At 33.3% G+C, this 23294-nt stretch carries 22 protein-coding genes, 1 tRNA gene and 1 other RNA gene; 14 read left to right on the forward strand and 10 right to left on the reverse strand.

The window, feature by feature from the left end:
- Both ACH2BV_RS06430 and ACH2BV_RS06435 read right to left on the reverse strand, forming a co-directional pair.
- A complete protein-coding gene (locus tag ACH2BV_RS06430; protein WP_395049905.1) occupies window positions 1-2466 on the reverse strand; it encodes a carboxypeptidase-like regulatory domain-containing protein in 2466 nt (821 codons plus the stop codon).
- A gap of 15 nt (window positions 2467-2481) precedes the next feature.
- On the reverse strand, window positions 2482-4176 hold the full coding sequence (locus ACH2BV_RS06435) for a M23 family metallopeptidase (RefSeq protein WP_395049906.1): 1695 nt from the start codon (window positions 4174-4176) through the stop codon (window positions 2482-2484).
- Window positions 4177-4354: 178 nt separating this feature from the next.
- On the opposite strand from ACH2BV_RS06435, the gene ACH2BV_RS06440 reads away from it, so the two are divergent.
- From ACH2BV_RS06440 to rny, 4 genes are all read left to right on the forward strand, one after another.
- Window positions 4355-4645, forward strand: coding sequence for a hypothetical protein (locus ACH2BV_RS06440; protein WP_395049907.1), 291 nt, complete (start codon window positions 4355-4357; stop codon window positions 4643-4645).
- Between the two features lie 8 nt (window positions 4646-4653).
- Window positions 4654-4947: a cell division protein ZapA gene (locus tag ACH2BV_RS06445; RefSeq protein WP_395049908.1), complete on the forward strand. Its 294-nt coding sequence runs from the start codon at window positions 4654-4656 to the stop codon at window positions 4945-4947.
- Between the two features lie 53 nt (window positions 4948-5000).
- Window positions 5001-5107, forward strand: a non-coding RNA gene (gene ssrS, locus ACH2BV_RS06450) — 6S RNA.
- Between the two features lie 49 nt (window positions 5108-5156).
- Complete coding sequence (gene rny, locus ACH2BV_RS06455) at window positions 5157-6719, forward strand: ribonuclease Y (protein ID WP_395049909.1); 1563 nt, start codon at window positions 5157-5159, stop codon at window positions 6717-6719.
- A gap of 113 nt (window positions 6720-6832) precedes the next feature.
- Here the strand turns inward: rny and xerD are convergent, their stop codons facing one another.
- Together xerD and ACH2BV_RS06465 are read right to left on the reverse strand one after the other, a co-directional pair.
- Window positions 6833-7729 carry a site-specific tyrosine recombinase XerD gene (xerD, locus tag ACH2BV_RS06460; protein ID WP_395049910.1) on the reverse strand — a complete coding sequence of 299 codons (897 nt, stop codon included), beginning with the start codon at window positions 7727-7729 and terminating at the stop codon, window positions 6833-6835.
- 75 nt (window positions 7730-7804) lie between these two features.
- The gene (locus ACH2BV_RS06465; protein ID WP_395049911.1) at window positions 7805-8404 is read right to left on the reverse strand and encodes a hypothetical protein; all 600 of its coding nucleotides are present in this window, start codon (window positions 8402-8404) and stop codon (window positions 7805-7807) included.
- A 286-nt stretch (window positions 8405-8690) separates the two neighbouring features.
- Here ACH2BV_RS06465 and ACH2BV_RS06470 point away from each other — a divergent pair, with 286 nt between their 5' ends.
- The 3 genes from ACH2BV_RS06470 (at window position 8691) to ACH2BV_RS06480 (ending at window position 12287) form a co-directional block, all read left to right on the forward strand.
- Window positions 8691-9233: a porin family protein gene (locus tag ACH2BV_RS06470; RefSeq protein WP_395049912.1), complete on the forward strand. Its 543-nt coding sequence runs from the start codon at window positions 8691-8693 to the stop codon at window positions 9231-9233.
- A 76-nt stretch (window positions 9234-9309) separates the two neighbouring features.
- Complete coding sequence (gene aroQ / locus ACH2BV_RS06475; protein ID WP_395049913.1) at window positions 9310-9723, forward strand: type II 3-dehydroquinate dehydratase; 414 nt, start codon at window positions 9310-9312, stop codon at window positions 9721-9723.
- A 77-nt stretch (window positions 9724-9800) separates the two neighbouring features.
- A complete protein-coding gene (locus ACH2BV_RS06480) occupies window positions 9801-12287 on the forward strand; it encodes a DUF5686 and carboxypeptidase regulatory-like domain-containing protein (RefSeq protein WP_395049914.1) in 2487 nt (828 codons plus the stop codon).
- Window positions 12288-12300: 13 nt separating this feature from the next.
- Here ACH2BV_RS06480 and ACH2BV_RS06485 read toward each other — a convergent pair whose 3' ends face one another.
- The 4 genes from ACH2BV_RS06485 to ACH2BV_RS06500 form a co-directional block, all read right to left on the reverse strand.
- Entirely contained in the window at window positions 12301-13173 is an 873-nt protein-coding gene (locus tag ACH2BV_RS06485) for a cation diffusion facilitator family transporter (RefSeq protein WP_395049915.1), read from the reverse strand.
- Between the two features lie 17 nt (window positions 13174-13190).
- On the reverse strand, window positions 13191-14501 hold the full coding sequence (murA, locus tag ACH2BV_RS06490; RefSeq protein WP_395049916.1) for a UDP-N-acetylglucosamine 1-carboxyvinyltransferase: 1311 nt from the start codon (window positions 14499-14501) through the stop codon (window positions 13191-13193).
- A gap of 84 nt (window positions 14502-14585) precedes the next feature.
- On the reverse strand, window positions 14586-15311 hold the full coding sequence (locus tag ACH2BV_RS06495; RefSeq protein WP_395049917.1) for a DUF4290 domain-containing protein: 726 nt from the start codon (window positions 15309-15311) through the stop codon (window positions 14586-14588).
- Window positions 15312-15335: 24 nt separating this feature from the next.
- Window positions 15336-15632 carry a DUF493 domain-containing protein gene (locus ACH2BV_RS06500; protein WP_395049918.1) on the reverse strand — a complete coding sequence of 99 codons (297 nt, stop codon included), beginning with the start codon at window positions 15630-15632 and terminating at the stop codon, window positions 15336-15338.
- A 200-nt stretch (window positions 15633-15832) separates the two neighbouring features.
- Here ACH2BV_RS06500 and ACH2BV_RS06505 point away from each other — a divergent pair, with 200 nt between their 5' ends.
- The 5 genes from ACH2BV_RS06505 to ACH2BV_RS06525 all read left to right on the forward strand — a co-directional run bounded on the left by ACH2BV_RS06505 (window position 15833) and on the right by ACH2BV_RS06525 (window position 20442).
- On the forward strand, window positions 15833-16366 hold the full coding sequence (locus tag ACH2BV_RS06505; protein ID WP_395049926.1) for an AAA family ATPase: 534 nt from the start codon (window positions 15833-15835) through the stop codon (window positions 16364-16366).
- A 75-nt stretch (window positions 16367-16441) separates the two neighbouring features.
- Window positions 16442-18334, forward strand: a complete 1893-nt coding sequence (locus ACH2BV_RS06510) for an ATP-dependent DNA helicase RecQ (RefSeq protein ID WP_395049919.1) — start codon at window positions 16442-16444, stop codon at window positions 18332-18334.
- 28 nt (window positions 18335-18362) lie between these two features.
- Entirely contained in the window at window positions 18363-19310 is a 948-nt protein-coding gene (gene fmt / locus ACH2BV_RS06515) for a methionyl-tRNA formyltransferase (protein WP_395049920.1), read from the forward strand.
- Window positions 19311-19492: 182 nt separating this feature from the next.
- Window positions 19493-19765, forward strand: coding sequence for an HU family DNA-binding protein (locus ACH2BV_RS06520; RefSeq protein WP_395049921.1), 273 nt, complete (start codon window positions 19493-19495; stop codon window positions 19763-19765).
- 116 nt (window positions 19766-19881) lie between these two features.
- Entirely contained in the window at window positions 19882-20442 is a 561-nt protein-coding gene (locus ACH2BV_RS06525; RefSeq protein ID WP_395049922.1) for a YqgE/AlgH family protein, read from the forward strand.
- Here ACH2BV_RS06525 and ACH2BV_RS06530 read toward each other — a convergent pair.
- Both ACH2BV_RS06530 and ACH2BV_RS06535 read right to left on the reverse strand, forming a co-directional pair.
- Window positions 20439-21278, reverse strand: coding sequence for an aminotransferase class IV (locus ACH2BV_RS06530; protein WP_395049923.1), 840 nt, complete (start codon window positions 21276-21278; stop codon window positions 20439-20441). The genes ACH2BV_RS06525 and ACH2BV_RS06530 overlap by 4 nt on opposite strands.
- 62 nt (window positions 21279-21340) lie before the next feature.
- Entirely contained in the window at window positions 21341-21733 is a 393-nt protein-coding gene (locus tag ACH2BV_RS06535; RefSeq protein WP_395049924.1) for an START-like domain-containing protein, read from the reverse strand.
- A gap of 154 nt (window positions 21734-21887) precedes the next feature.
- Here ACH2BV_RS06535 and ACH2BV_RS06540 point away from each other — a divergent pair.
- Both ACH2BV_RS06540 and xerC read left to right on the forward strand, forming a co-directional pair.
- A tRNA-Met gene (locus ACH2BV_RS06540) sits at window positions 21888-21961 on the forward strand.
- A gap of 120 nt (window positions 21962-22081) precedes the next feature.
- Entirely contained in the window at window positions 22082-23287 is a 1206-nt protein-coding gene (xerC, locus tag ACH2BV_RS06545; protein ID WP_395049925.1) for a tyrosine recombinase XerC, read from the forward strand.
- Window positions 23288-23294: the final 7 nt, after the last annotated feature.

A 23294-nucleotide genomic window follows, 5' to 3' on the forward strand; every position in this document is an offset into this window, starting at 1 on the left:
TCAAAACCTCATATTCACCTTCACATTAAAAACTCGTGTGGTCATATAATTAGGAATCGCGTATTGATTTTTGGAATACACATCGCGAACCCAAGTATTGGTAATCGCATTTTGATTGTCGAAAAGGTTGAAAATTTCTAATCCAATTGCCAATTCCTTGAAACTTTGCAACCATCTTTTAGAGGAAGGATTTTGGGCATCTATCAAAACTTTAGAAAAACCAACATCGGCACGACGGTAATCTCTCAATCGGTTTTGATATAAATAAGGATCGGCATACGATGGCGAACCTCCTGGTAATCCTGTGTTGTAAACCAAATTCAGATATAATTTAATGCTGGGAATTCTGGGCATATAATCCTGAAACAAAAGTGCAAATTTCAACCTTTGGTCGGTTGGTCTGGAAATATATCCTTTGTTATCGATGTTTTCTTCAGTTTTCAAATACCCAAAACTAAACCAAGATTCGGTTCCGGGAACAAATTCTCCGTTCAATCTAAAATCAAAACCTTCGGCATACGCTTTGGCATTATTGGCGGCTGCATACCGAATTCGGACATTGTCCAAAGTATATGGATTTACGTCAGTTAAGGATTTATAATACAATTCGGAAACCATTTTGAAAGGGCGATTCCACATTTTGAAACTATAATCATTACTCAAAACGATATGAATCGCTTGTTGCGCCTTGACATCGGGTTGCACTACTCCATCGGCATCTCTCAACTCTCGATACGACGGCGGTTGATGGTACAATCCTCCTGAAAGTCTAAAAAACATATCCTTGTTCCAATTGGGTTTCAACGAAAATTGCGCTCTTGGACTAAAAGTGATTTGGGTTGTACTCGTAATATTATCGCCAGAAACCGTCCAATTTTGAGAACGAACTCCTGCATTCACCCAAATTTCGTTGTTGCCTATATATCCTTTTCGACTCCATTGCACATAACCTGAAAATCGGTTGATGTCAACAAAATTAGTAGCTCTGACATTGTTATAAGGAACTAATGGTCCAGTGTAAGGAGAATATGGTTGATCATTTTTTGGCAAAATAACAATGGGAGGATTTAAAGAAAACCCTGCCGAATCAATCACTTCCCATTCTATAACTCTGTCTCGAATGGATTCACGGGTAAATTTTGCTCCCCATTCTAATTGGTTTTTTTTGAAATTATGAATCCCTTTTAGTTCTGTGTTAACGATTAGGGCATCCAAATCATTTCGAGCGTGATTAAGTTGCGAACCAATTCCTCTCGTAAATGCTACATTTCCAAAATTTTCAGACCCAAAATTAGAATCGACTTCGCCCAAACGATATTGCGCCAAAATATCAAAATATTCTTGTTCTTGTGTATGATAAGCTGAAGCAATTAACTTATAAGTTGAGTTTTTCGAAGCATTAAAAGTAGATTTTACCGCTCCAAAAACAGTGGTATATTTGTCTTTCTCCTGACCTTCGTAGTAAATCAACAACGCCATTGGATCATCGATTGTCCCAAAATTTGTTTGGCGTGTCAAAGGCTGGTATTGATAATCATTTTGCGAAATATTGCCTAGAAAACTCCACTCCCATTTATCTGAAGATTTGAAGTTTACATTGGTTTGAAAATCGACAAATGTTGGTGTATAATTAGTTTGTGTTTCTTGACTATTTACCAAAAGTGAATTGTTTCTATAGCGAATTCCGTTAACTGCAGACCATTTACCATTCTTCGAAACTGCATCAACAGCAAGGCTTGCACCAAGAAGACTCATTTCGGCAACTGCTCCAAATTTTGTTGGTTTTCGATAAGTAATATCCAAAACAGAAGATAATTTATCTCCAAATTTAGCCTGAAAACCACCTGCAGAAAAATCCACATTTTGCACCAAATCGGTATTGGTAAAACTCAAACCTTCTTGCTGGCCAGAACGAATCAAGAAAGGACGATAGACTTCGATTTCGTTTACATAAACCAAATTTTCGTCATAGTTTCCGCCACGAACGGCATATTGTGTACTTAATTCATTATTGGAATTTACGCCTGGCAAAGATTTCAGAATATTTTCGACACCGGCATTGGCACCAGGAATTTTCCGAATCAATTCTGGTTCGATAATTGTAATTCCCTGAACTCTTTTTTTATTATTTACAGTAATTACAACTTCGCCCATTTGCTCATCTTGATCATTCATTACCAAGTCGAACTCATAGTCTTCATCTGGTCTTAAAGTAACTGCAACCGTAACTTTTTTCAGAGAAACGTGCGAAAAAACTACTATTACTTTTTGATTAGTGGGAACATCTAAACTATAAAACCCATTTTCGTTTGATTTTGTTCCTTTACCAGAACTTGATACGTTCACGTTATCAACAGGTTGATTCTTTTTATCAAGAATAATTCCTTTTATGTGGGCTGATTGGGCAAAAGTTGCAGATCCAAAACAAAAAAAGAAGAAAACAAGTATTATTTTATATACACTCAAGGAATTTAATTTTTATTATTTTTGACTTCTAAAAAACCGAGTTTCAAAGATAGTAGAATTTCCTAAATTATCGACCACTATAATTTTTAATTCATTTGCGCCTTCGTCAACAATACCATCACTAAAATTGTGAGTGATTTTCTTGGTTTTATTGTCGTATTCGAATAATATCCATTTGCCGTTCAAATATCCATTATAAGATTTTATACCTGATAATCCATCGCTTATATTGAATTGTATAAACTTTTTATCACTTAACCACTTTCCTTCGATTGATTTTGCTATGGAAATTTTTGGTGGAATTGTATCCAAAATCAAGGCAAACTTTCCTAAAGTTTTTACTTTGGCAGTGAAAATATTTTCTTTTCGAAATGTATAATTATATTTTATTTTATTGTCGTCAATTGAGGCTATGAACAATTTTTCTCTTTGAGCTTCAGAAAATTTATTGTCTTCTATCTCAATAGTAAAATTTGTATGAACGGGAACTGTATCATCGTGAAGAAACAAAGTGCCGTTATTCACATCGAAATTCAAATAGAAATCTTCATAAAAAGTACCTGCAGGAAAGGAAACTGAAACATTGTCTTTGGTGAAATTACTGTCATTATTTGCTTTTACAAAATATTTTGATAAAATAGGTTCCGGAACAATAATTGTAGGTTGTACTTCATATTTTATAGGGATGGAAACTGAAGTCAGATTGCCATAAAAATCAGAAACTTCAATACGATAAACCGAAGCCAAATTAGGAACTACTGTAAGAACTCCGTTAGTTTCATCCGTATTGATTATACTGAGTTTATAGGGATTTCGCATAAATAATTTTTGAATTCTTTGCTGCGTTTTTTTATACCTTGAATAGTCAATTAAGGCATTAATATAACGCATTTCATCAAAGGAATAAGTGTCAAATTGATATCCAAAATTTGGTGTTCCGTTATAAAAACTCTGAACTTTATAGACGCCATTTTTATTGAACGAAACATCATCATAGTCGAATGTGCTAATCCCAAAACCAATTTTACCATTTGCAATCACTTGATCCGCTAAATAGGTTCCGTTTTTTTGCAATACCAAGTTGAGTAATAAAGGGCGTTTTGATTGATTCACAATAGTCTGGTTATCTAATGGATAAACATAAATACTTGAAATAAGAGGTTTTTTAGTGTCCTTCAAATATTTATCAAATCCAAAAAGCATCGGATTTATGATATATTCAGTGATATTATCCCGAAATTCAAAATGCAAATGAGGCCCTTCTGAAGCACCGGTATTTCCTGAAAGAGCAATAATCTGTCCTTTCTTAACCTCTAATTCGCCAGGTTTCAGATACATTTCTATTTCAAAAGATTGCTCAACATAATGCGTTTTTTTGATGAAAGCTTCGATAGAATCAGTAGCTCTTTGTAAATGCCCATAAACTGAAGTATAGCCATTAGAATGCGTAATATAAATAGTTTTTCCATTCCCGAAAGTAGAAATTTTTATTCTTGAAACATAACCATCTGCAACCGAATGAACCTCCAATCCTTCCTTTTGCATTGTTTTCAAATCAAAACCTGCGTGAAAATGATTGGGTCTCAACTCTCCAAAATTCCCCGATAACTGCATTGGAATACTAAGCGGTGGACTAAAATAATCTTTCGGATAATTGACTTGGGCAAAAATGGAACTATAAAATAACAGAATATACAGGTATGATTTCATGGAATACATTTTTGCTAAGATAAAAAAAAGTAGTTTACAAAATTTATAAAAAGAACTAAAACCATAATAAGCTGTTAAACAGATGATTGATTTTTTTAAGATAAAAAAGCCTCTAAAATATTGTAAAAAGAAAAAGGAATACTAACTTTGTAAGATTAAGTAATACGTAGGATATAATATGAGTGTAATTGCAGAAATAATTGATACTCTTGAAAATAAGATTGAAAAGCTATTTATGAAAATAAATAGTTTGGAGAAAAAATCTCAAGATTTGAAAATTGAATTAACAAAATCTGCAACTATCATACAAACTCAATCTCAAGAGATTGAAGCCTTAAAAGCACAGTATGAAACACTTAAAGTAGCTAACGCACTACTTGGCAGTGAGGATAATAAAAGAGAAACAAAGCTTAAAATAAATTCATTAATTCGTGAAATTGATTACTGCATAGCTCAGCTATCAGATTAGTAAAAGATATGGACGAAAAGCTTAAAATTAAGATATCGATTGCGGACAGAGTTTATCCATTAACCGTGGAACTCTCTCAGGAAGAAGGGCTAAGAAGTGCTTCAAAAAAAATTGATATTATGATAAAGCAATTTGAAGAAAATTATGCCGTTCGTGATAAGCAAGATGTATTAGCAATGTGTGCTTTGCAATTTGCCTCGCAGACAGAACAAAAACAAATTGATAATGCCATCGATGGTGTAGCAACTATCGAAAGAATTAAAAAAATCAATTCGCTTTTAGATCAATATCTCAGCGATTAAATACGTTCTTTACAGAAACTAAGACACTGCCTACATTAGTTCATATTTGGTAAACTCAACACTAACAAATTAGAATGAGCAAATCATCGTTACTATAGCAAGCCAATTAAGTTTGGAAGCTTGAACAACGAGTTAGCTCAAAACTTGTATTTCCGAGTTTATTCAAGCAACCTAATGTAGGCTTTTTTATATACTAAATTTAGATAAACATGGACATTTTAACAATAATTATTTCAGCAATAGCTGGTATCGCAGGAGGTTTTGGCATCGCCAAAACAATAGAGAAAAGCAACAACTCTAATTTGATTAAAAGAGCAAAAAAAGAGGCTACTTCGATATTAAAAGATGCAAATCTTGAAGCCGAAAACATCAAAAAAGATAAAATTCTTCAAGCAAAAGAAAAATTTATCGAATTAAAGTCAGATCACGAACAAGTAATTCTTTCTCGTGACCAAAAGATGGCTGAAGTCGAAAAAAGGATTAGAGACAAAGAATCCCAAATTTCAAACGAATTATCAAAAGCCAAAAAGGTAAACGATGATTATGAGACTAAAACTTTAGAATACAATTCTAAAATAGAAGTTTTAGACAAAAAACAAGCAGAAGTTGACAAATTACACAAAAGTCAACTACAACAACTAGAGGTTATTTCTGGTTTATCTACTGAAGATGCCAAAAATCAATTGATTGAAGGCTTGAAAGCTGAAGCAAAAACTGAAGCTATGTCTCACATTCAGGATACAATTGAAGAAGCGAAATTAACGGCACAACAAGAAGCCAAAAAAATCATCATCAATACCATTCAAAGAGTTGGAACAGAGGAAGCAGTAGAAAACTGTGTGTCTGTATTCAACATAGAATCTGACGATGTAAAAGGAAGAATTATTGGTCGTGAAGGCCGAAACATTAGAGCTATCGAAGCTGCAACCGGAGTAGAAATCATTGTTGACGACACGCCTGAAGCTATTATTCTTTCTTGTTTTGATCCTGTTCGAAGAGAAATTGCACGTTTGGCTTTACATAAATTAGTTACTGACGGACGTATTCACCCGGCTCGAATTGAAGAAGTGGTTGCTAAAACTACCAAACAAATTGACGACGAAATTATAGAAGTTGGTAAACGTACCGTAATCGATTTAGGTATTCACGGTTTACATCCTGAATTAATTAAAGTCGTGGGACGAATGAAATATCGATCTTCTTATGGTCAAAATTTATTGCAACACTCCCGCGAAGTTTCTAAACTTTGTGGTATTATGGCTGCTGAATTAGGATTGAATGTAAAGCTTGCCAAAAGAGCTGGTTTATTGCACGATATTGGAAAAGTTCCTGATGCCGAAAGTGATTTACCTCACGCTTTATTAGGAATGCAATGGGCTGAAAAATATGGCGAAAAAGAAGAAGTTTGCAATGCTATTGGAGCGCACCACGATGAAATTGAAATGAAATCTCTATTATCACCAATTGTTCAAGTTTGTGATGCGATTTCAGGTGCAAGACCAGGCGCAAGAAGACAAGTTTTGGATTCTTACATACAACGCTTAAAAGATCTAGAAGAAGTGGCTTATGGATTCAGCGGAGTGAAAAACGCATATGCAATTCAAGCTGGTAGAGAACTTCGTGTTATTGTAGAAAGCGAAAAAGTTTCTGATGATAATGCAGCTACTTTATCTTTCGAAATTTCACAAAAAATACAAACTGAAATGACTTATCCAGGTCAGGTAAAAGTCACTGTAATTAGAGAAACCAGAGCAGTAAATATTGCGAAATAAGTTTGCAGATGGCAGATTTCAGTTGCCAGCATAAATTCATTTAAAAAAAATGACTTGTTTTCAACAAGTCATTTTTTTTTTGCCATCTGCCATCTAAAATCTGCAACTGAACTCTATTTCCTAGGATGAAAAGTATTCATAACTTCTGTCAAAAATTTCCTGTCCAGATGCACATAAATTTCTGTAGTTGTAATTGATTCGTGTCCAAGCATTAGCTGTATTGAGCGTAAATCAGCTCCATTCTCAAGAAGATGAGTAGCAAAGGAATGCCTCAAAGTATGAGGACTGATACTTTTATTCAAATCTATTTTTGTTGCCAAATCTTTGATTATTGTAAATATCATCGCTCTGGAAAGTTGATTTCCTCTTCTATTTAAAAACAAAGTGTCTTCGTGTCCTTTCTTTATATTCAAATGATTTCGAATTGTATCTTTATAGATAAGAATGTATTTTTGGGTTAAATTCCCAACAGGAACGAAACGTTGTTTATTTCCTTTACCCGTAATTTTGATAAATCCTTCGTCAAAAAACAAATCTGAAATTTTAAGCGAAACTAATTCTGAAACCCGAAGTCCACAACCATAAAGAGTTTCTAACATCGCACGATTTCTTTCACCTTCATTAGAAGCCAAATCAATTGCAGCAATTAAAGAATCAATTTCATCAACTGATAAAGTATCGGGAAGTTTTCTACCTATTTTAGGAGTTTCAATCAATTCTAAAGGATTGTCTACGCGATAATCTTCGAAAATTAAATAGCTAAAAAAACTTTTTAATCCCGAAATTATTCTGGCTTGCGATCGAGGATTCACTTCTTTTGAAACACTATAAATGAACTGCTGAATGGTTTCTTCACTTATTTTTATTGGCGAAACTGATATTGAATTTTCTTCTAGAAAAAGACACAAACGTTCTATATCAAAGGAATAATTGTCGATCGTATTTTTCGACAAACCCCTTTCAATTCTTAGATAAGACTGATAGCTTTTGATATAAGTATTCCAATTCATTTTACAAAGTAACACAATTTTTAGGCATAAAAAAACCACGACAATATCGTGGGTTCAAGTGTTTTCAAAAGAAAATTATTTTTTACCCCATTTTCCTCCACCTACAAAAAATCCTATATGTATTCCTAGATATGAATTTTTTGCAGTTCCGTAAAAATTACCATTTAAATCTTCCATATCAGAATCCGAAATAAAATTATATTCCAAACCCATTCTAAAACCCGCCCATTCTATACCACCGCGGATTAATCCACCTACTAGACCAGTTACAGCAGGTGATATTTCGTCAGATGAAGACGTATCGTCAACTTTAACATTAGCAAGAGAATAATACCCTACTCCCCCTCCAATATATGGGGCAAAAGAACTTCCTGATCCTGATTTATGAAAATAATAGTCATAAGTCCCCACCAAAGAACCATTAGCCGATATTTCTGCACTTGTTGCAGTACTATTTTCCTGAATATCTTTAGCAATACCCGCTCCGCCCAATCGCAGTCCAACATTCATATTATCTTTTATATTGTATTTTGGTTCAATTGATAACATTCCTCCACCACCACCGCCTGTTGGAACATAACCCAAGTCTAACCCAACTCTAAAACCTCCTTTTTTTTGTGAATAACCATTGGCAACAGCCAAAGCTATAATTACTAATAAAATAATTTTTCTCATAATTTTTTTGTTTAAGATTAATAGTTATAATTTCTTATTAAAATTAGAAATTTATAACAAGAGGACTTTCTTCATTGTACATATTTATGAACAAATTTATAAACAAAAATGAAGTAATACTTTGACTATTAGATACTTAAAATAAACTTCATTACGAATACTTTCATTATTATATATTTATTTCTTCAAAGAATATTATCAGAAAATATAAATTACAATAATTAATAGATTTAAGAGTTTTAACTGTAGATCCAAATCTTTAAACAATTTTAAAAAAAAACACATTATGAAAAAAACAATTTTAGTTACCGTATTACTTCTTGCTCTATCAATAAATGTCCAGGCTCAAATATTACAATTAGGCGTAAAAGCGGGAATAAATTACGCAAACTATTCTGGTTCTTCAATCCAAACCGATGCTATTACAAGCTATCACGGAGGATTAGTGGCAGAAATTAAACTATTGGATAAATTTGCTATACAACCGGAGTTATTATACACCACACAAGGGGCAACATACAAAACTGCTTTGGGGGATTTTAAAAATGAATTGGGATATATTGCTATTCCTGTTTTGGCAAAAATATATTTAGGCAAATCATTAAGCCTTGAATTCGGTCCACAAGCTTCATTTTTATTGAGCGAAAAAAACAATTTTGACGCTAGTAATTCTAATACATTTGACTTTGCTGTTGATGGCGGATTGGGTTTAAAACTCACCAAACATATCTTTATTGAAGGACGTTATGTTTTAGGATTGACTGAAGTTTCGACAAATGCACAATCAAAAAATTCAGTTCTTCAACTTTCAGCGGGACTAATGTTCTAATAAATTAAAAAATAATAAGTATATCAAAACCGTTCTTTATTCGAACGGTTTTTTTATTTTTACAAAAATATGAATTATGAAAATCATCATCATCAACGGTCCAAACCTCAACTTATTAGGAAAAAGAGAGCCAGAAGTTTATGGTTCTCAAACTTTTGAAGATTATCTAGAAACCTTAAAACGCAAATTTCAAAAATTAGAATTGACTTATTTCCAAAGCAATATCGAAGGAGAATTAATTGGTAAAATTCAGGAATTTGGTTTTTCTTATGATGGTATTATTTTGAATGCAGGTGCTTATACTCATACTTCCATTGGTATTGGCGATGCAATAAAAGCCATCTCAACTCCTGTGGTTGAAGTGCATATTTCGAATACTTTTTCGCGTGAAAGTTTCCGTCATCAATCTTATATTTCTGGTAATGCAAAAGGTGTTATACTTGGTTTTGGAATGAAAAGCTACGAATTGGCGATATTGTCATTTTTGTAGAAAGCATTATTTTTCTTTCTTTTTTAATTTGTAACGATTTATAGGTTTATTCGTCTTACTTGAAACAAAACCATTAGATGAAAAAAATTTACATTCTTATTTTATACCTAATTCACTTTTCAAACTTTGCACAAATTAGAGGAACTATTACTGATAACAAAGGGAATCCTCTTTCTCTCGTTACAATCTTAGAAGAGAATACTTATAACGGAACTTCATCAAACGAGCAAGGGAATTATGAATTGAATATCAAAAAATTAGGGAAACACACCATTATTTTTCAATATTTAGGTTTTAAAACACAGAAAATAACAATCATAATTGACAAGTTTCCCTACACTCAAAACATAAAATTAGCCGAAGAAAGTTTATCTCTTTCTGAAATTGTAATCAACACAAAAGATAATCCGGCCAATGGCGTAATCAGACATGCCATTGCCAGCAAAAAAGAAAATTCCGAAAAAACGGCACATTTCAAAGCTGATTTTTATTCTCGAGGAATTTTTAAAGTTAAAGATTTACCAAAGAAGATACTAGGACAAAAAATTGGTGATTTAGATGGTGCTGTGGATTCTAGTGGAACTGGAATTATCTATTTATCAGAAACGGTTTCAAAAATTGTTTTTGAAAAACCAGACAATTTAAAAGAAAGAATTATCGCTTCAAAAGTAAGTGGCGACAACAAAGGCTTCAGCTACAATACTGCGCAAGCAACTATTTATGATTTTTATGACAACACATTGGACTTTGGCAGCAAAATGATTTCGCCAATTGCCAATAATGCTTTCAATTATTATAAATTTAAATTGGAAGGTACTTTTCAAGACGAAAACAATTTGATGATTAACAAAATAAAAGTTATTGCAAAACGAGATGCTGAACCCGTTTTTGAAGGCTATATCTATATAGTTGAAGATTCTTGGGCAATTTACGCAGTAGATTTAGACATAAAAGGTTATCGGATGCATCAGGAATTTTTAGATAAAATGAATTTAAAACAAAATTTCAGTTATAATAAAAACAATCATATTTGGGCAAAAAACACTCAAAGTCTTGATTTTGCAGCGGGTATTTTTGGAACAAAATTCAACGGAAAATTTTCTTATGTTTACAGTAATTATGAGTTTCAAGAAGCGTTTGCCAAAAAGACTTTTACCAATGAAATCGTAAGTTTTGAAAATAATTCTAACAAAAAAGACACTCTTTTTTGGAATAAAATCAGACCAATTCCTCTCACCATCGAAGAGAATACTGATTACATAAAAAAAGATAGTATCCACACCGTTCGAAACTCCAAAAAGTATTTGGATTCGATTGATAAGAAAGGAAATAAATTCAAATTTCACAGTCCAATAACTGGTTATCATTGGAAAAATAGTGTCAAAAAACAATCCTTTAGCTATGATGGCTTACTAAAGCTGTCGTCATTAAGTTTTAACACGGTTCAGGGTTGGAATCTTGATTCGGGATTTTCTTTCAGAAATTGGAAAGAGGAAGAAGAAAAAGGAAAATCGACTTCTATAAGCACTAAGTTTAATTATGGATTTTCTGATGTCAGATTGCGCCTTACCGGAGATTATTATCATCGTTTTAATAACCAAAATTATGCGACACTAACCGTTTCAGGAGGAACTAAAGTAAATCAATTCAATCCGGAAGAACCCATTACAAAATTCATAAACACAGTGAGTACCTTATTTTTCGTGGATAATTATATGAAATTGTACAACAAGGAATTTGCTAGTGTCACTTATGGTCAAGATGTAAGCAATAGTTTGTATCTTAAAGGTAACTTAGAATATCAGCAACGAAAGCCTTTATTCAATACCACAAATCAGACATATGTTAAAAGTGATGCTATTTATAGTTCTAATAATCCGTTGTTGCCCGATGATAATTTGACTCCAGCATTTGATCAACATCATCTCACAAAAGCCACGATTTTGGCAAGAATAAATTTTGGAAACAAATACATTTCCAGACCTGACGGAAAAATAAATATAAAAAACGACAACTATCCTACTTTGTATTTTGGTTATGAAAATGCTTTTGCATCCAATGAAAGGAATAACGAATACCAATTGATAACTAGTCAAATCAAATATGATTTTAATGCTGGAAATAAAGGAACATTAGGTATTAATTTGAAGGCTGGAACATTTATTCACGGCGATAACATCTCCTTTGTTGACTACAAACATTTCAATGGAAACAGAACTCACGTAGGAACCAGCGAACGCTATTTGAATGTTTTCAACCTAATGCCCTATTATTCGAACAGCACAAACGATGCTTATTTCGAAGCACATTTAGAGCATAACGACAAAGGTTATATTATGAATAAAATTCCATTATTGAATAAATTAAATTCCACTTTGGTTTTAGGATTTCACGCTCTTGCTGTTCCAAACAAAAACCCATATTCAGAGTTTACTGTTGGTTTAGACAACCTAGGTTTTGGCAAATTTAAGTTGTTTCGTTTTGATTATGTCCATTCTTTTCAAAACGGTGTTCAGGAAGATGGAGTTGTTTTTGGTTTGAAAATTTTAAATGTTTTGGAGTAAAATATTTTAATTTTCAATAATTGGAAGGTTCAATATGAATCAAAACTTGACCTAATTCAGGAATTTCTTTTCGCAAAGTATCCTTCAATAAATGAGAGATGTAATGTCCTTCTTTTACGGTAATATTCCCATTTACGACGGCATGTAAGTCAACGTGGTATTTCATTCCCGCTTTACGAATAAAGCATTTTTCGGTATATACTATTCCATCGACTTGAAGGGAGACTTTCCTGATTTCAATAATTAATTCATCATAGAGATGTTCATCCATTATTTCTCCAAGTGCTGGTCTGAATATTTTATAACTATTATATAAAATAAATCCTGCTGCAAAAAGAGCAGCCCAATCATCGGCAGATTCGTATCCTTTTCCAAGAATCAACGCTATAGAAATTCCAACAAATGCTGCAACCGAAGTAATTGCATCGCTTCTATGATGCCAAGCATCAGCTTTTAATGAAGAACTATTTGATTCTTTGCTTCGTTTCATTACCAAACGAAATGAATATTCTTTCCATAAGATTATTATTCCAAGAACAATTAACGTCCAAGGCTTCGGTAATTCGTGGGGTGTTCCAATATTGTTGATGCTTTCATATGCAATAATTGTGGCTGAAGTAATTAAAAAACCTACAACTAAAAAAGTAACTAACGGCTCTGCGCGACCGTGACCATAAGGATGATTATCGTCTGCTGGTTTGTTTGAATATTTGATTCCGAACAAAACTAATAATGAAGAAAAAATATCAGTTGTAGATTCGATTGCATCTGCTGTCAAAGCATATGAATTTCCAAAAAAACCAGCCAATCCCTTAATCGCTGCCAATGTTGCATTACTTAATATACTAAAATAAGTTGCATTTACTGCAGTTTCTTCGTTTGTCATTTAGATATTCTCTTTTACTAGGCTCTTACAATCTTAGCTCCAATAGCTCTTAATCGTTCATCAATTCGTTCGTAACCTCTATCAATTTGTTCGATATTTTGAATGGTGCTTGTGCCTTTAGCAGAAAGTGCCGCAATCAATAATGAAATTCCTGCGCGAATATCTGGCGAAGACATCGTTGTGGCTTTCAGTTGAGATTTGAAGTCGTGACCAATAACAACAGCTCTGTGTGGATCACATAAAATTATTTTGGCGCCCATATCAATCAATTTATCTACGAAAAACAATCTACTTTCGAACATTTTTTGATGAATAAGAACATCCCCCTTGCATTGTGTTGCCACAACAAGAATAATACTCAATAAATCTGGTGTAAATCCAGGCCAAGGCGCATCAGAAACGGTAAGAATAGAACCGTCAATATCGGTTTTTACCTGATAACCGTCTTTGTGTGCGGGAATATGAATATCGTCGCCTTTCTTTTCTAAAGTAATTCCCAGTTTTCTAAAGACATTTGGAATAAGTCCAAGGTTTTCCCAACTCACATCTTTAATAGTGATTTCACTTCTGGTCATTGCAGCAAGTCCGATCCAGCTTCCAATTTCTATCATATCAGGGAGGATTCTGTGCACACAACCTCCAAGACTTTTAACGCCTTCGATAGCCAATAAATTTGACCCAACTCCAGTGATTTTCGCTCCCATCTCGTTCAACATTTTACACAATTGTTGCAAATATGGTTCGCAAGCTGCATTGTAAACTGTAGTTTTTCCTTTGGCTAAAACTGCTGCCATAACAATATTTGCTGTTCCTGTTACTGAAGCTTCGTCAAGCAACATATCCGCACCTTTCAAACCACTTGGAGCTTCAACTCCATAAAAATGGTCTTCTCTGTTGTAGCGGAATTTTGCTCCAAGATTGATGAATCCTTCAAAATGTGTATCTAGTCTTCTTCGTCCAATTTTATCGCCACCAGGTTTTGGAATATATCCTTTTCCGAATCGTGCCAAAAGTGGTCCGACAATCATAATTGAACCTCTTAGCGAACCACCTTCTTTTTTAAAAGCCTCAGTTTCAAGATAATCTACATTTACTTCATCAGCTTGAAAAGTATAGGAACCGGATCCAATTTTTTGAATTTTTACCCCTAAATTTCCCAAAAGGGCAATCAGTTTATTGACGTCAATTATGTCTGGAATATTATTGATAGTCACCTTTTCAGGAGTCAATAATATAGCGCATAAAATTTGTAACGCCTCGTTTTTTGCTCCTTGTGGAGTGATTTCACCTTTAAGTGCAACACCTCCTTCTATTTTGAAAATTCCCATATGTGATTTATGATTTACGAATTACGAATTACGAATCAATTGTCTTTGAATAAAAACTAATAATTCATTAACTCATAACTAATTTTACAAAGGTTTTCTGTTTTGGTTTTTATGCGTAGGATTTGGCTTCCCTGCTTTTATATTCTTATTGCTTTGAATTTTTGGCTGTCCGGCAGGAGTTATTTTATTGGATACTCGCTTGTTTGTTCGCAATAAATCTGTAGTAGTCAAAAGTTCTTCGGTACTTTGAAGCATATTCAATTTTCCGTCTGACAATTCATATAAATGTTCGAAAATTACATCGTCTTTAACTGTGTCTTTATTCCAACTTAAATAAGACTTTTTCATATGATTGGCGATAACTTTTACCAAGGCATTTTTCATTTCGCCTTCCTCCCATTTATTAGCAACATCAATCATATACTTAATATTATTGCCGTAATATCTGTATTTTGGAAAATTTTGAGGGTATTTTAAAACATCTGGTTTTAGTTGCAAAACTTCACGAGTTGGAACAGGATAAGGCGAATCTACATTCAATTTAAAATCCGACATTATGAAGATTTGATCCCATAACTTATGTTGGAAATCTGGCACATCACGCAAATGAGGATTCAAACTTCCCATAACTTGAATAATGTATTTTGCCGCTTTGTTTCGCTCTTCACTATCTTCAATTGCAGTTGCCTGGTCAATCAATTTTTGCAAATGACGTCCGTATTCCGGAATAATCAGATGATCTCTCTCTGCATTATATTCCAAATGATGAACAACATCATTTGCGTTTTCTTTAATATATTTTGAATTCATAATCGAATTTATAATTTTTGATATTTAAAGGGAAATTATGCCTTTAATTGTAGAAACTTCAATGTATTTATCAATTATTTCTTGAGAATCTTTCATCATAACATCAACAGATATACTTGTGAATTTCCCAGTTTTAGATTTTGTCGTTTTTATTACAGCTCCCATACAATCAAAAGCCTCCTCGACACGTACAATATTGTCCGGATCAGTCGGTACAATAAATTTATACAAATATAAAGCTGGCCATGAATTGCTTAAATCCAACTCTACTTTTAATCTGTCATAAAACTCTCTGGTCTCTTTTTCTTTTTCGTTGTCCATTTTTTATAAAAAATAAAAGCAAATATACAGTTTTGAAATTACATTTTAGAGTTTAGATTGCAGATTTTAGATTGAAGAGTTTAGAAATTTTAAATTTGAAATTATAGTTTTATGTTTTTAAAAATAAAGAACCTTATAAGTCTAAATAATCTTCCGAAATCCGGATAACTTTAGGTAAATTTGCGCCATATTTGGAAAACGTGAACAAAGAAATTATAGTCATCATTGGCGGACCAGGAACTGGCAAAAGCACTATCATCGATGGATTGGCAGACAAAGGATTTTGCTGCTATCCGGAAATTTCCAGACAAGTTACTTTAGAAGCAAAAAAACAAGGCATCGAGCAATTGTTTCTTGAGAATCCATTGCTTTTCAGCGAATTATTATTGGAAGGAAGAAAAAAACAATTCAAAAGCGCTTTAGAGGAAACTCACGAAGTCATTTTTATTGACCGGGGAATTCCTGATGTTTTGGCTTATATGCATTACATTGGCGACAGTTATCCTACTCATTTTGATTTGGCTTGCCGTGAAAATTTATACACAAAAATCTTTATCCTTCCGCCCTGGGAGGAAATATATGTGAGCGATGAAGCCCGTTACGAGAACTTCGAACAAGCAAAACTAATTCACAACCACCTTACAGAAACCTATCAAAATTATGGTTACGAACTCATAGAAGTTCCAAAAGACACGCTTGATAATAGAATTTTATTTATCTTAGGCCAAATTTAGTAAATTGTTTAAAGTTTAAGGTTATTTAACTTAAATTAGAACCCGAACTTTAAACTTTAAACTTTAAACTGAAAGATGCAAGAAGCGTTAGCAATTCTTCAAAAATACTGGAAACACGACGAATTTAGGTCGCCGCAAAACGAAATTATCAATTCGGTTTTGGAGGGAAAAGACACTTTTGGACTGATGCCAACAGGTGGCGGTAAATCGATTTGTTTTCAAATTCCAGCACTAATGCAAGACGGAATTTGTTTGGTAATTTCGCCATTGGTAGCTCTGATGAAAGACCAAGTGCAACGGTTGCAAAAACTGGACATCAAAGCCATTGCTTTGACTGGCGGAATTCAGTCCGACGAAATGATTACGCTTTTGGACAATTGCGAATTTGGCAATTATAAATTCTTGTATTTATCGCCAGAACGTTTGCAATCGGACTGGATTTTGGAACGCATAAAAAACCTGCCCATTAATTTAATCGCCATCGATGAAGCGCATTGTGTATCGCAATGGGGACACGATTTTCGTCCTGCTTATTTAAAAATCTCCAATTTAAAAACACATTTTCCCAAAGTTCCCTTCTTAGCACTTACCGCTTCGGCGACGAATCGGGTTCTTGAAGATGTAATTCTTCAATTAGGATTAGAGAAACCAGCGATTTTCAAGAAATCATTTGCCAGAAAAAATATTGCATATATGGTTTTTGAAGTGGAAGACAAATTGTATCGAATGGAGCAAATCCTGAAGAAGAATCCGCAGCCTTCTATAATATATGTGAGAAATAGGAAATCGTGCTCTGAAACAGCTTCGCAATTGCAATCCTTGGGATTCAAGGCCACTTATTATCACGGCGGGTTATCGGTTAAGGAAAAAGAGAAGAATATGAGTCAGTGGATGAATGAAGAAGTGCAGATAATGGTTGCGACCAATGCCTTTGGAATGGGAATTGACAAATCGAATGTAAAAACGGTGATTCACATTCATCTTCCCGAAAGTATCGAAAGCTATTATCAGGAAGCTGGTCGCGCTGGAAGAGATGAGGAAAAGGCCTTTGCCATACTATTAACCAGTCCATCTGACAAGGCTCAAGCCCAAAGTCAATTCATTAACGTTCTTCCGGATAAACAAATTCTTACCCAGATTTACATCAAATTGTGTACGTATTTCCAAATCGCTTATGGGGAAGGAATCAACGAACAATTTTCATTCAATTTGAATCATTTTTGCCAGAAATATGGATTTCCGACCTTGAAAACTTTTAACGCTATCCAGTTTTTAGACAGACAGGGAATTGTGAGTTTGTCACAGGAATATTCGGAGAAAATAACGATGCAATTTATGATTCCGTCCAAAGAAGTGATTCGGTATATGAGTTTGAATCCAAATGAAGAACCCGTTGTTTTATCGATACTCAGAACTTATCCCGGGATTTATGAATCTCAAACAGCAATAAATATATCGTTGATTGCGAAAAAATCAAATTGTGACGAAACCTTAATTCATTCTATTTTAGAAAAACTAAGAGGACTTGACATTATTGATTATCATAAAAAAAACAATGATGCCACTATCATTTTCAATGAAGTTCGCGAAGATGAAAGAACTATAAACCGAGTTTCGAAGTATCTTGAAACCCAAAATAAACAAAAAGTTACCCAATTCGAATCGGTTTTACATTATATAAATGAAAAGAAAGTTTGCAAAAGCAAGTTGATTCTAGATTATTTTGGAGAAAAAACTGAAAAAAATTGCGGAATTTGTTCGTATTGCATTTCCAAAAAAACCAAGGTTAGCGATACCTCCTCAATTTCGGAAAAAATTATTGGATTATTAAATATACAAGACTTGAATTCAAGAGAAATTCAAAAACTATCAAAATACAGCGAAGACGATGTTATCTTTGCCTTGCAAAACTTATTGGAAAGCAATAAAATCGCAGTAAAACCAAACAATAAATATTCACTTAAATAACGAGATTGCTTCGTGCCTCGCAATGACAATGGAAAAATTACGAATCGTATTTATGGGAACTCCTGAATTTGCCGTTGGCATTCTGGACACCATAATCAAGAACAACTATAATATAGTAGGCGTTATTACAGCAGCTGATAAACCGGCAGGTCGTGGCCAAAAAATAAAATATTCGGCAGTAAAAGAATATGCTTTGGAAAACAATCTTATTTTATTACAACCAACGAATTTGAAAGACGAAAGCTTTTTGGAGAAATTGAAAGTGCTAAATGCCAATTTACAAATTGTTGTCGCTTTCCGAATGTTGCCAGAAGTGGTTTGGAAAATGCCAAAATTTGGGACTTTCAATTTACATGCTTCCTTATTACCCAATTATCGCGGTGCCGCTCCTATTAACTGGGCAATTATAAACGGCGATACAAAAACCGGAGTTACCACTTTCTTTATAGATGACAAAATAGATACAGGAGCGATGATTCTTAGTTCTGAAACAGCGATTGCATCAGATGAAAATGCGGGACAGTTGCACGACAGACTAATGCAATTAGGAAGTGAAACCGTCTTGGAGACTTTGGCGTTGATAGAAAAGGGAAAGGTAACCACAATCATCCAGAAAGAAAATATCAAAATAAAAACAGCGTACAAGCTAAACAAAGAAAATTGCAAAATAGATTGGACAAAATCGGCTATTGAAATATACAATTTAATAAGAGGTTTAAGTCCATATCCTTCGGCTTGGTGTTTTATTAGTGACAAAAACGAAGAGTGGAATGTAAAAATTCACGAAGCAATAATGACATTAGAAGAGCATAATTATGCTATTGGAAGCCTGATTTGCAGCAAAAAAGAAATAAAAATCGCGGTGAAAGATGGGTTTATTCAGGTGTTAACCATACAATTTCCAGGTAAAAAGAAGATGAGTATAGGCGAATTATTGAATGGAATCAACTTTTCTGATGAAGCCAGAGCGTATTAACCTCAACAAAATGGGTATTTTTTAGAGTTTTTTAAGGAATTTTCCTTGCTTTATGAACAAAAAAAACAAGTTATCAACAAATCAGATTAAAATTAAACAAATCGTTTGTAAGGGAAGTAAATCCTACTAAATTTGTTATTATTAACAAAGTTTTTTTAACCAACATTTAATAACTAAACATTATGAACAAATCAGAATTAATCGACGCTATCGCTGCTGATGCAGGAATTACAAAAGCTGCTGCAAAACTAGCTTTAGAATCATTTTTAGGAAACGTAGGTAGTACTTTGAAAAAAGGTGGAAGAGTATCTTTAGTAGGTTTCGGATCTTGGTCAGTTTCCGCAAGAGCTGCAAGAGATGGTAGAAATCCTCAAACAGGAAAAACTATTAAAATTGCTGCTAAAAATGTAGTAAAATTTAAAGCTGGTGCTGATTTAGACGGTGCTGTAAACTAATTTAAGATTTCTTAAGTATAATTAAAACCTTCCATTGGAAGGTTTTTTTGTGCAGTTTATCGATTAAATTTGGTTTATTTTCATCTTTCTTCTTAAATTTAATTAAAAATATAACCATGATATCAGAAAAATTAGAAAAAGGGCATCTACTCATAGCAGAGCCCTCGATAATTGGAGATTTATCTTTCAATAGATCTGTTATTCTGTTGGCCGATCACAACAAAAAAGGTTCTGTAGGTTTTATCATCAATAAACCCTTAAAATATACAATTAATGATCTGGTTCCTGATATCAAAGCATCCTTTAAGATATACAATGGTGGCCCAGTTGAGCAGGACAATCTTTATTTCATACACAATGTACCAGATTTGATTCCAAATAGTATAGAAATATCCAATGGCATATATTGGGGTGGCGAATATGAAACCACAAAAAAACTTATCAATAGTGGCAAAATAAACAAAGATAATATTAGATTCTTTTTAGGTTATACAGGATGGGAAGAAGACCAATTAGAAACTGAGATGGAGGAAAGTTCTTGGATCATTACTAAAAACAACTATGAAAAAAAAATAATTGGAAAATCTGCCTCCCACTTTTGGAAAAAACAAATTATGGAATTAGGTGGAGAATACCCTATATGGTCAAATGCACCTGAAAACCCTTCTCTTAATTAATTACTGCTTATAGACTCGTTTAGTTTTTGCATCAATGTCTTAGATAAATTGAGTGAAAAATCTTTTTTACGGTATTTGGTAATGGGCTGAATCCCTTTAATCACATTTGTAATAAACAATTCATCGGCTTTTTGAAGGTCAAATGGAGAAATTACTTCTTCAACAACTTCTAAATTTTCTATATTCCGAGCTAAACTCAAGATTTGTTTTCGCATAACACCATTCAAACATCCTTCTGAAACAGGAGGTGTGATTAGTCGATTTCCTGTCAGCATAAAAATATTTCCTTGCAATGCTTCAATAACATTCTTACTGTCATTAAGCAATAAGCAATTATCCAAATCATTTTCTTTGGCAAAAATACTCGCCGTAATATTTATCAACTTATTGGTGGTTTTTATAGAAGACAGCAACTGTTTTGTAACATAAAAATCAGTGTATAAATCAACTTTGTATTCTTTATGATCAATTGAATACAAAGTATTATCAAGAGATTCAACATTAATTAAGAAAGAAACGGTATTGTTTTGTGGCAAATAATAACCACCATCATTCCTATACACAGTAATTCTGGCACGAGAGGAATCTTCTAAATTTTTGGCTTTAGCTAAAGTAATGATTTGTTCTTCAAAATATTCCATAGTAAAATTCATAGGAATTTCCATTCGAATAATCCTCATAGAAGACATCAATCTAAAATAATGATCCTCTAAAAAAAGAATTTTTGAGTTTACTATTTTGACTGTTTCGAAAACAGCATCACCATACAAAAAAGCACGATTTTGAGTCAATAAACTAGTGTCGTGAGACACAATTGTACCATTAAAATTAATCATAATATTTCAAAAAAAAGTCCCGATTAAATCGGGACAAATATAAGTTTTAAAACACAATATTACTATACAGAGCCTATTACATGTTTAAGATCTGAAATTTGATTTTCCCACAAAAGTGTAGCTTCTTCAATTTCATCTTTATCGGCAAAATCAATGACCATCAATGACACGTCTTTTGTAATTTCGTCTACCAAAATATTTAACTCAAAAAAGTATTCTGTATCTTTATTGTTGCCATCTACCCATTTGAATCTTACTTTTTCACCAGATTTCTTGGAACACAACCTAGCATTCTCTTCTGAATCATTCCAAATGAAAGTAAAAAATTCTCCACGGGAATTAACATTATCAGCAAACCATTCTGATAAACCCGACGGAGTCGAAATGTATTGGTATAACAATTGAGGTGACGAATTTATGGGGAACTCTATTTCGTAACGTATTTTTGAATCCATGGGCTGCAATTAATTTTTGTGAAATGTATTGAATATATGGCCAATAAAAAAGCCTTTTTAAAAATATTTTTTTTTCTTCATTATATACTTGTAACCTCTAATATAATTTTTATATTTGCACCCGCATTGAAAGATGGTTTTCATCTGAAAATATGGCGAGATAGCTCAGTCGGTTAGAGCGCAGGATTCATAACCCTGAGGTCCCGAGTTCAAATCTCGGTCTCGCTACAAATTAAAATAACACTTAAGCCCACTCCCAACAAGGGTTTAAGTGTTTTAATAAAAAATCTTACGGCTTGTAATTACTTAAATCGGCAACCCTACCGACAACCCTAAAGTAATTACATTATGGCAAAAAATTTATTATTCGATTGTGCGTACTCTGACCTATGGGTACATCCAGAGAACTGGAAAACATTGACATCTCAGAAGTCTTTAAAGCTTGATTGGCGTATAGAATGCAAATTCTACGATCCATTGTTCAAAGAGAAATATCCAAAAGGGTTTCTTTTCAGAAGAAAACTAAACCGTTTCCGATCACTGGAGGAACGCAAAGCCGTTGTCGAAACTTGGTTAAAGGAAATCCCGAAACTTTTCGAAGACAAGGGTTATAATCCAATTACTAAAAAGTATATGATTCCAGAACTTAAACCAGTTCCAGGATCATTGCATCCAAAATTAAACTTTGTCGAAGCTCTCAAAATTGCATATCCTATGCTATCCGTTTCTGAAGGTGTGAAAAAGGAACTTCGACGAATAGTTGCTAAAGTTGAAAAGTCGGCTGTTGCATTAAAAATGGAGTTTTCTATTTGTGAAATTCATAGCGGCCACATCCGTGATTTATTGGATCCTTTAGGTTTGACGAATAATGAATATAATAAGTTCCTCACCCATTTGTCAATTGTGCTTTCTGACTTGGTGGAAAAAAGAATGGTTTTTCATAACCCAATTCGTGATATCAAAAAGAAAAAAACAGTTAAAAAAATCCGTGAAACTTTAGAACTGGATGAACTAAATAAAATATTTAAAATTTTGAAAAATGATAATTATACCTTTTATAGATATGGTATGATTTTTTTTCACTCTGGAGCAAGAACCGCTGAATTATTTCGTGTCCAGAAAAAAGATGTCAATCTGGCCAAGCAAGAATATAAAGTCACAATATTGAAAGGTAGTGTTAGTAAGGAGGTCATTAAGGTAATTTTACCAAACGTTTTATCTTTTTGGACAGAAATTATCCAAGAGTGTACCGATGATAATGACTTCTTATTTACAAGAAGATTAAAGCCTTCATTAATTCCAATACAACCGTGTCAGATTAGCATAAGATGGAGGCGGTGGGTAAAGAAAAAATTAAATGTAACGGCTGATTTCTATGCTTTAAAACATTTGTTCCTTGACGAACTGGACAAAGCTTCAGATGCTACTTTGAATCTATCTAAAGGAATGGCATCTCATACCACAAATGTTACTGAAACTGTATATTTGGTTGGTAGAAATAAACGAAAAAATGAAGCTTTGAAAAAAATAAACATTCAATTTTTAAATTTATAAATTTGCA

Origin of the sequence: Flavobacterium sp., assembly GCF_043780635.1 — a bacterium.
GTDB lineage: Bacteria > Bacteroidota > Bacteroidia > Flavobacteriales > Flavobacteriaceae > Flavobacterium.

What these genes read in the sequence shown, in the direction of transcription:
- ACH2BV_RS06465 (WP_395049911.1), bottom strand. Translation starts at nt 8,404, where the DNA reads ATGAGAAAAATTATTTTATTAGTAATTATAGCTTTGGCTGTTGCCAAT.
- ACH2BV_RS06520 (WP_395049921.1), top strand. Translation starts at nt 19,493, where the DNA reads ATGAACAAATCAGAATTAATCGACGCTATCGCTGCTGATGCAGGAATT.
- ACH2BV_RS06525 (WP_395049922.1), top strand. Translation starts at nt 19,882, where the DNA reads ATGATATCAGAAAAATTAGAAAAAGGGCATCTACTCATAGCAGAGCCC.
- ACH2BV_RS06435 (WP_395049906.1), bottom strand. Translation starts at nt 4,176, where the DNA reads ATGAAATCATACCTGTATATTCTGTTATTTTATAGTTCCATTTTTGCC.
- ACH2BV_RS06445 (WP_395049908.1), top strand. Translation starts at nt 4,654, where the DNA reads ATGGACGAAAAGCTTAAAATTAAGATATCGATTGCGGACAGAGTTTAT.
- ACH2BV_RS06510 (WP_395049919.1), top strand. Translation starts at nt 16,442, where the DNA reads ATGCAAGAAGCGTTAGCAATTCTTCAAAAATACTGGAAACACGACGAA.
- ACH2BV_RS06440 (WP_395049907.1), top strand. Translation starts at nt 4,355, where the DNA reads ATGAGTGTAATTGCAGAAATAATTGATACTCTTGAAAATAAGATTGAA.
- aroQ (WP_395049913.1), top strand. Translation starts at nt 9,310, where the DNA reads ATGAAAATCATCATCATCAACGGTCCAAACCTCAACTTATTAGGAAAA.
- xerD (WP_395049910.1), bottom strand. Translation starts at nt 7,729, where the DNA reads ATGAATTGGAATACTTATATCAAAAGCTATCAGTCTTATCTAAGAATT.
- murA (WP_395049916.1), bottom strand. Translation starts at nt 14,501, where the DNA reads ATGGGAATTTTCAAAATAGAAGGAGGTGTTGCACTTAAAGGTGAAATC.
- ACH2BV_RS06480 (WP_395049914.1), top strand. Translation starts at nt 9,801, where the DNA reads ATGAAAAAAATTTACATTCTTATTTTATACCTAATTCACTTTTCAAAC.
- ACH2BV_RS06535 (WP_395049924.1), bottom strand. Translation starts at nt 21,733, where the DNA reads ATGGATTCAAAAATACGTTACGAAATAGAGTTCCCCATAAATTCGTCA.
- ACH2BV_RS06485 (WP_395049915.1), bottom strand. Translation starts at nt 13,173, where the DNA reads ATGACAAACGAAGAAACTGCAGTAAATGCAACTTATTTTAGTATATTA.
- ACH2BV_RS06530 (WP_395049923.1), bottom strand. Translation starts at nt 21,278, where the DNA reads ATGATTAATTTTAATGGTACAATTGTGTCTCACGACACTAGTTTATTG.
- fmt (WP_395049920.1), top strand. Translation starts at nt 18,363, where the DNA reads ATGGAAAAATTACGAATCGTATTTATGGGAACTCCTGAATTTGCCGTT.
- rny (WP_395049909.1), top strand. Translation starts at nt 5,157, where the DNA reads ATGGACATTTTAACAATAATTATTTCAGCAATAGCTGGTATCGCAGGA.
- ACH2BV_RS06495 (WP_395049917.1), bottom strand. Translation starts at nt 15,311, where the DNA reads ATGAATTCAAAATATATTAAAGAAAACGCAAATGATGTTGTTCATCAT.
- ACH2BV_RS06470 (WP_395049912.1), top strand. Translation starts at nt 8,691, where the DNA reads ATGAAAAAAACAATTTTAGTTACCGTATTACTTCTTGCTCTATCAATA.
- xerC (WP_395049925.1), top strand. Translation starts at nt 22,082, where the DNA reads ATGGCAAAAAATTTATTATTCGATTGTGCGTACTCTGACCTATGGGTA.
- ACH2BV_RS06500 (WP_395049918.1), bottom strand. Translation starts at nt 15,632, where the DNA reads ATGGACAACGAAAAAGAAAAAGAGACCAGAGAGTTTTATGACAGATTA.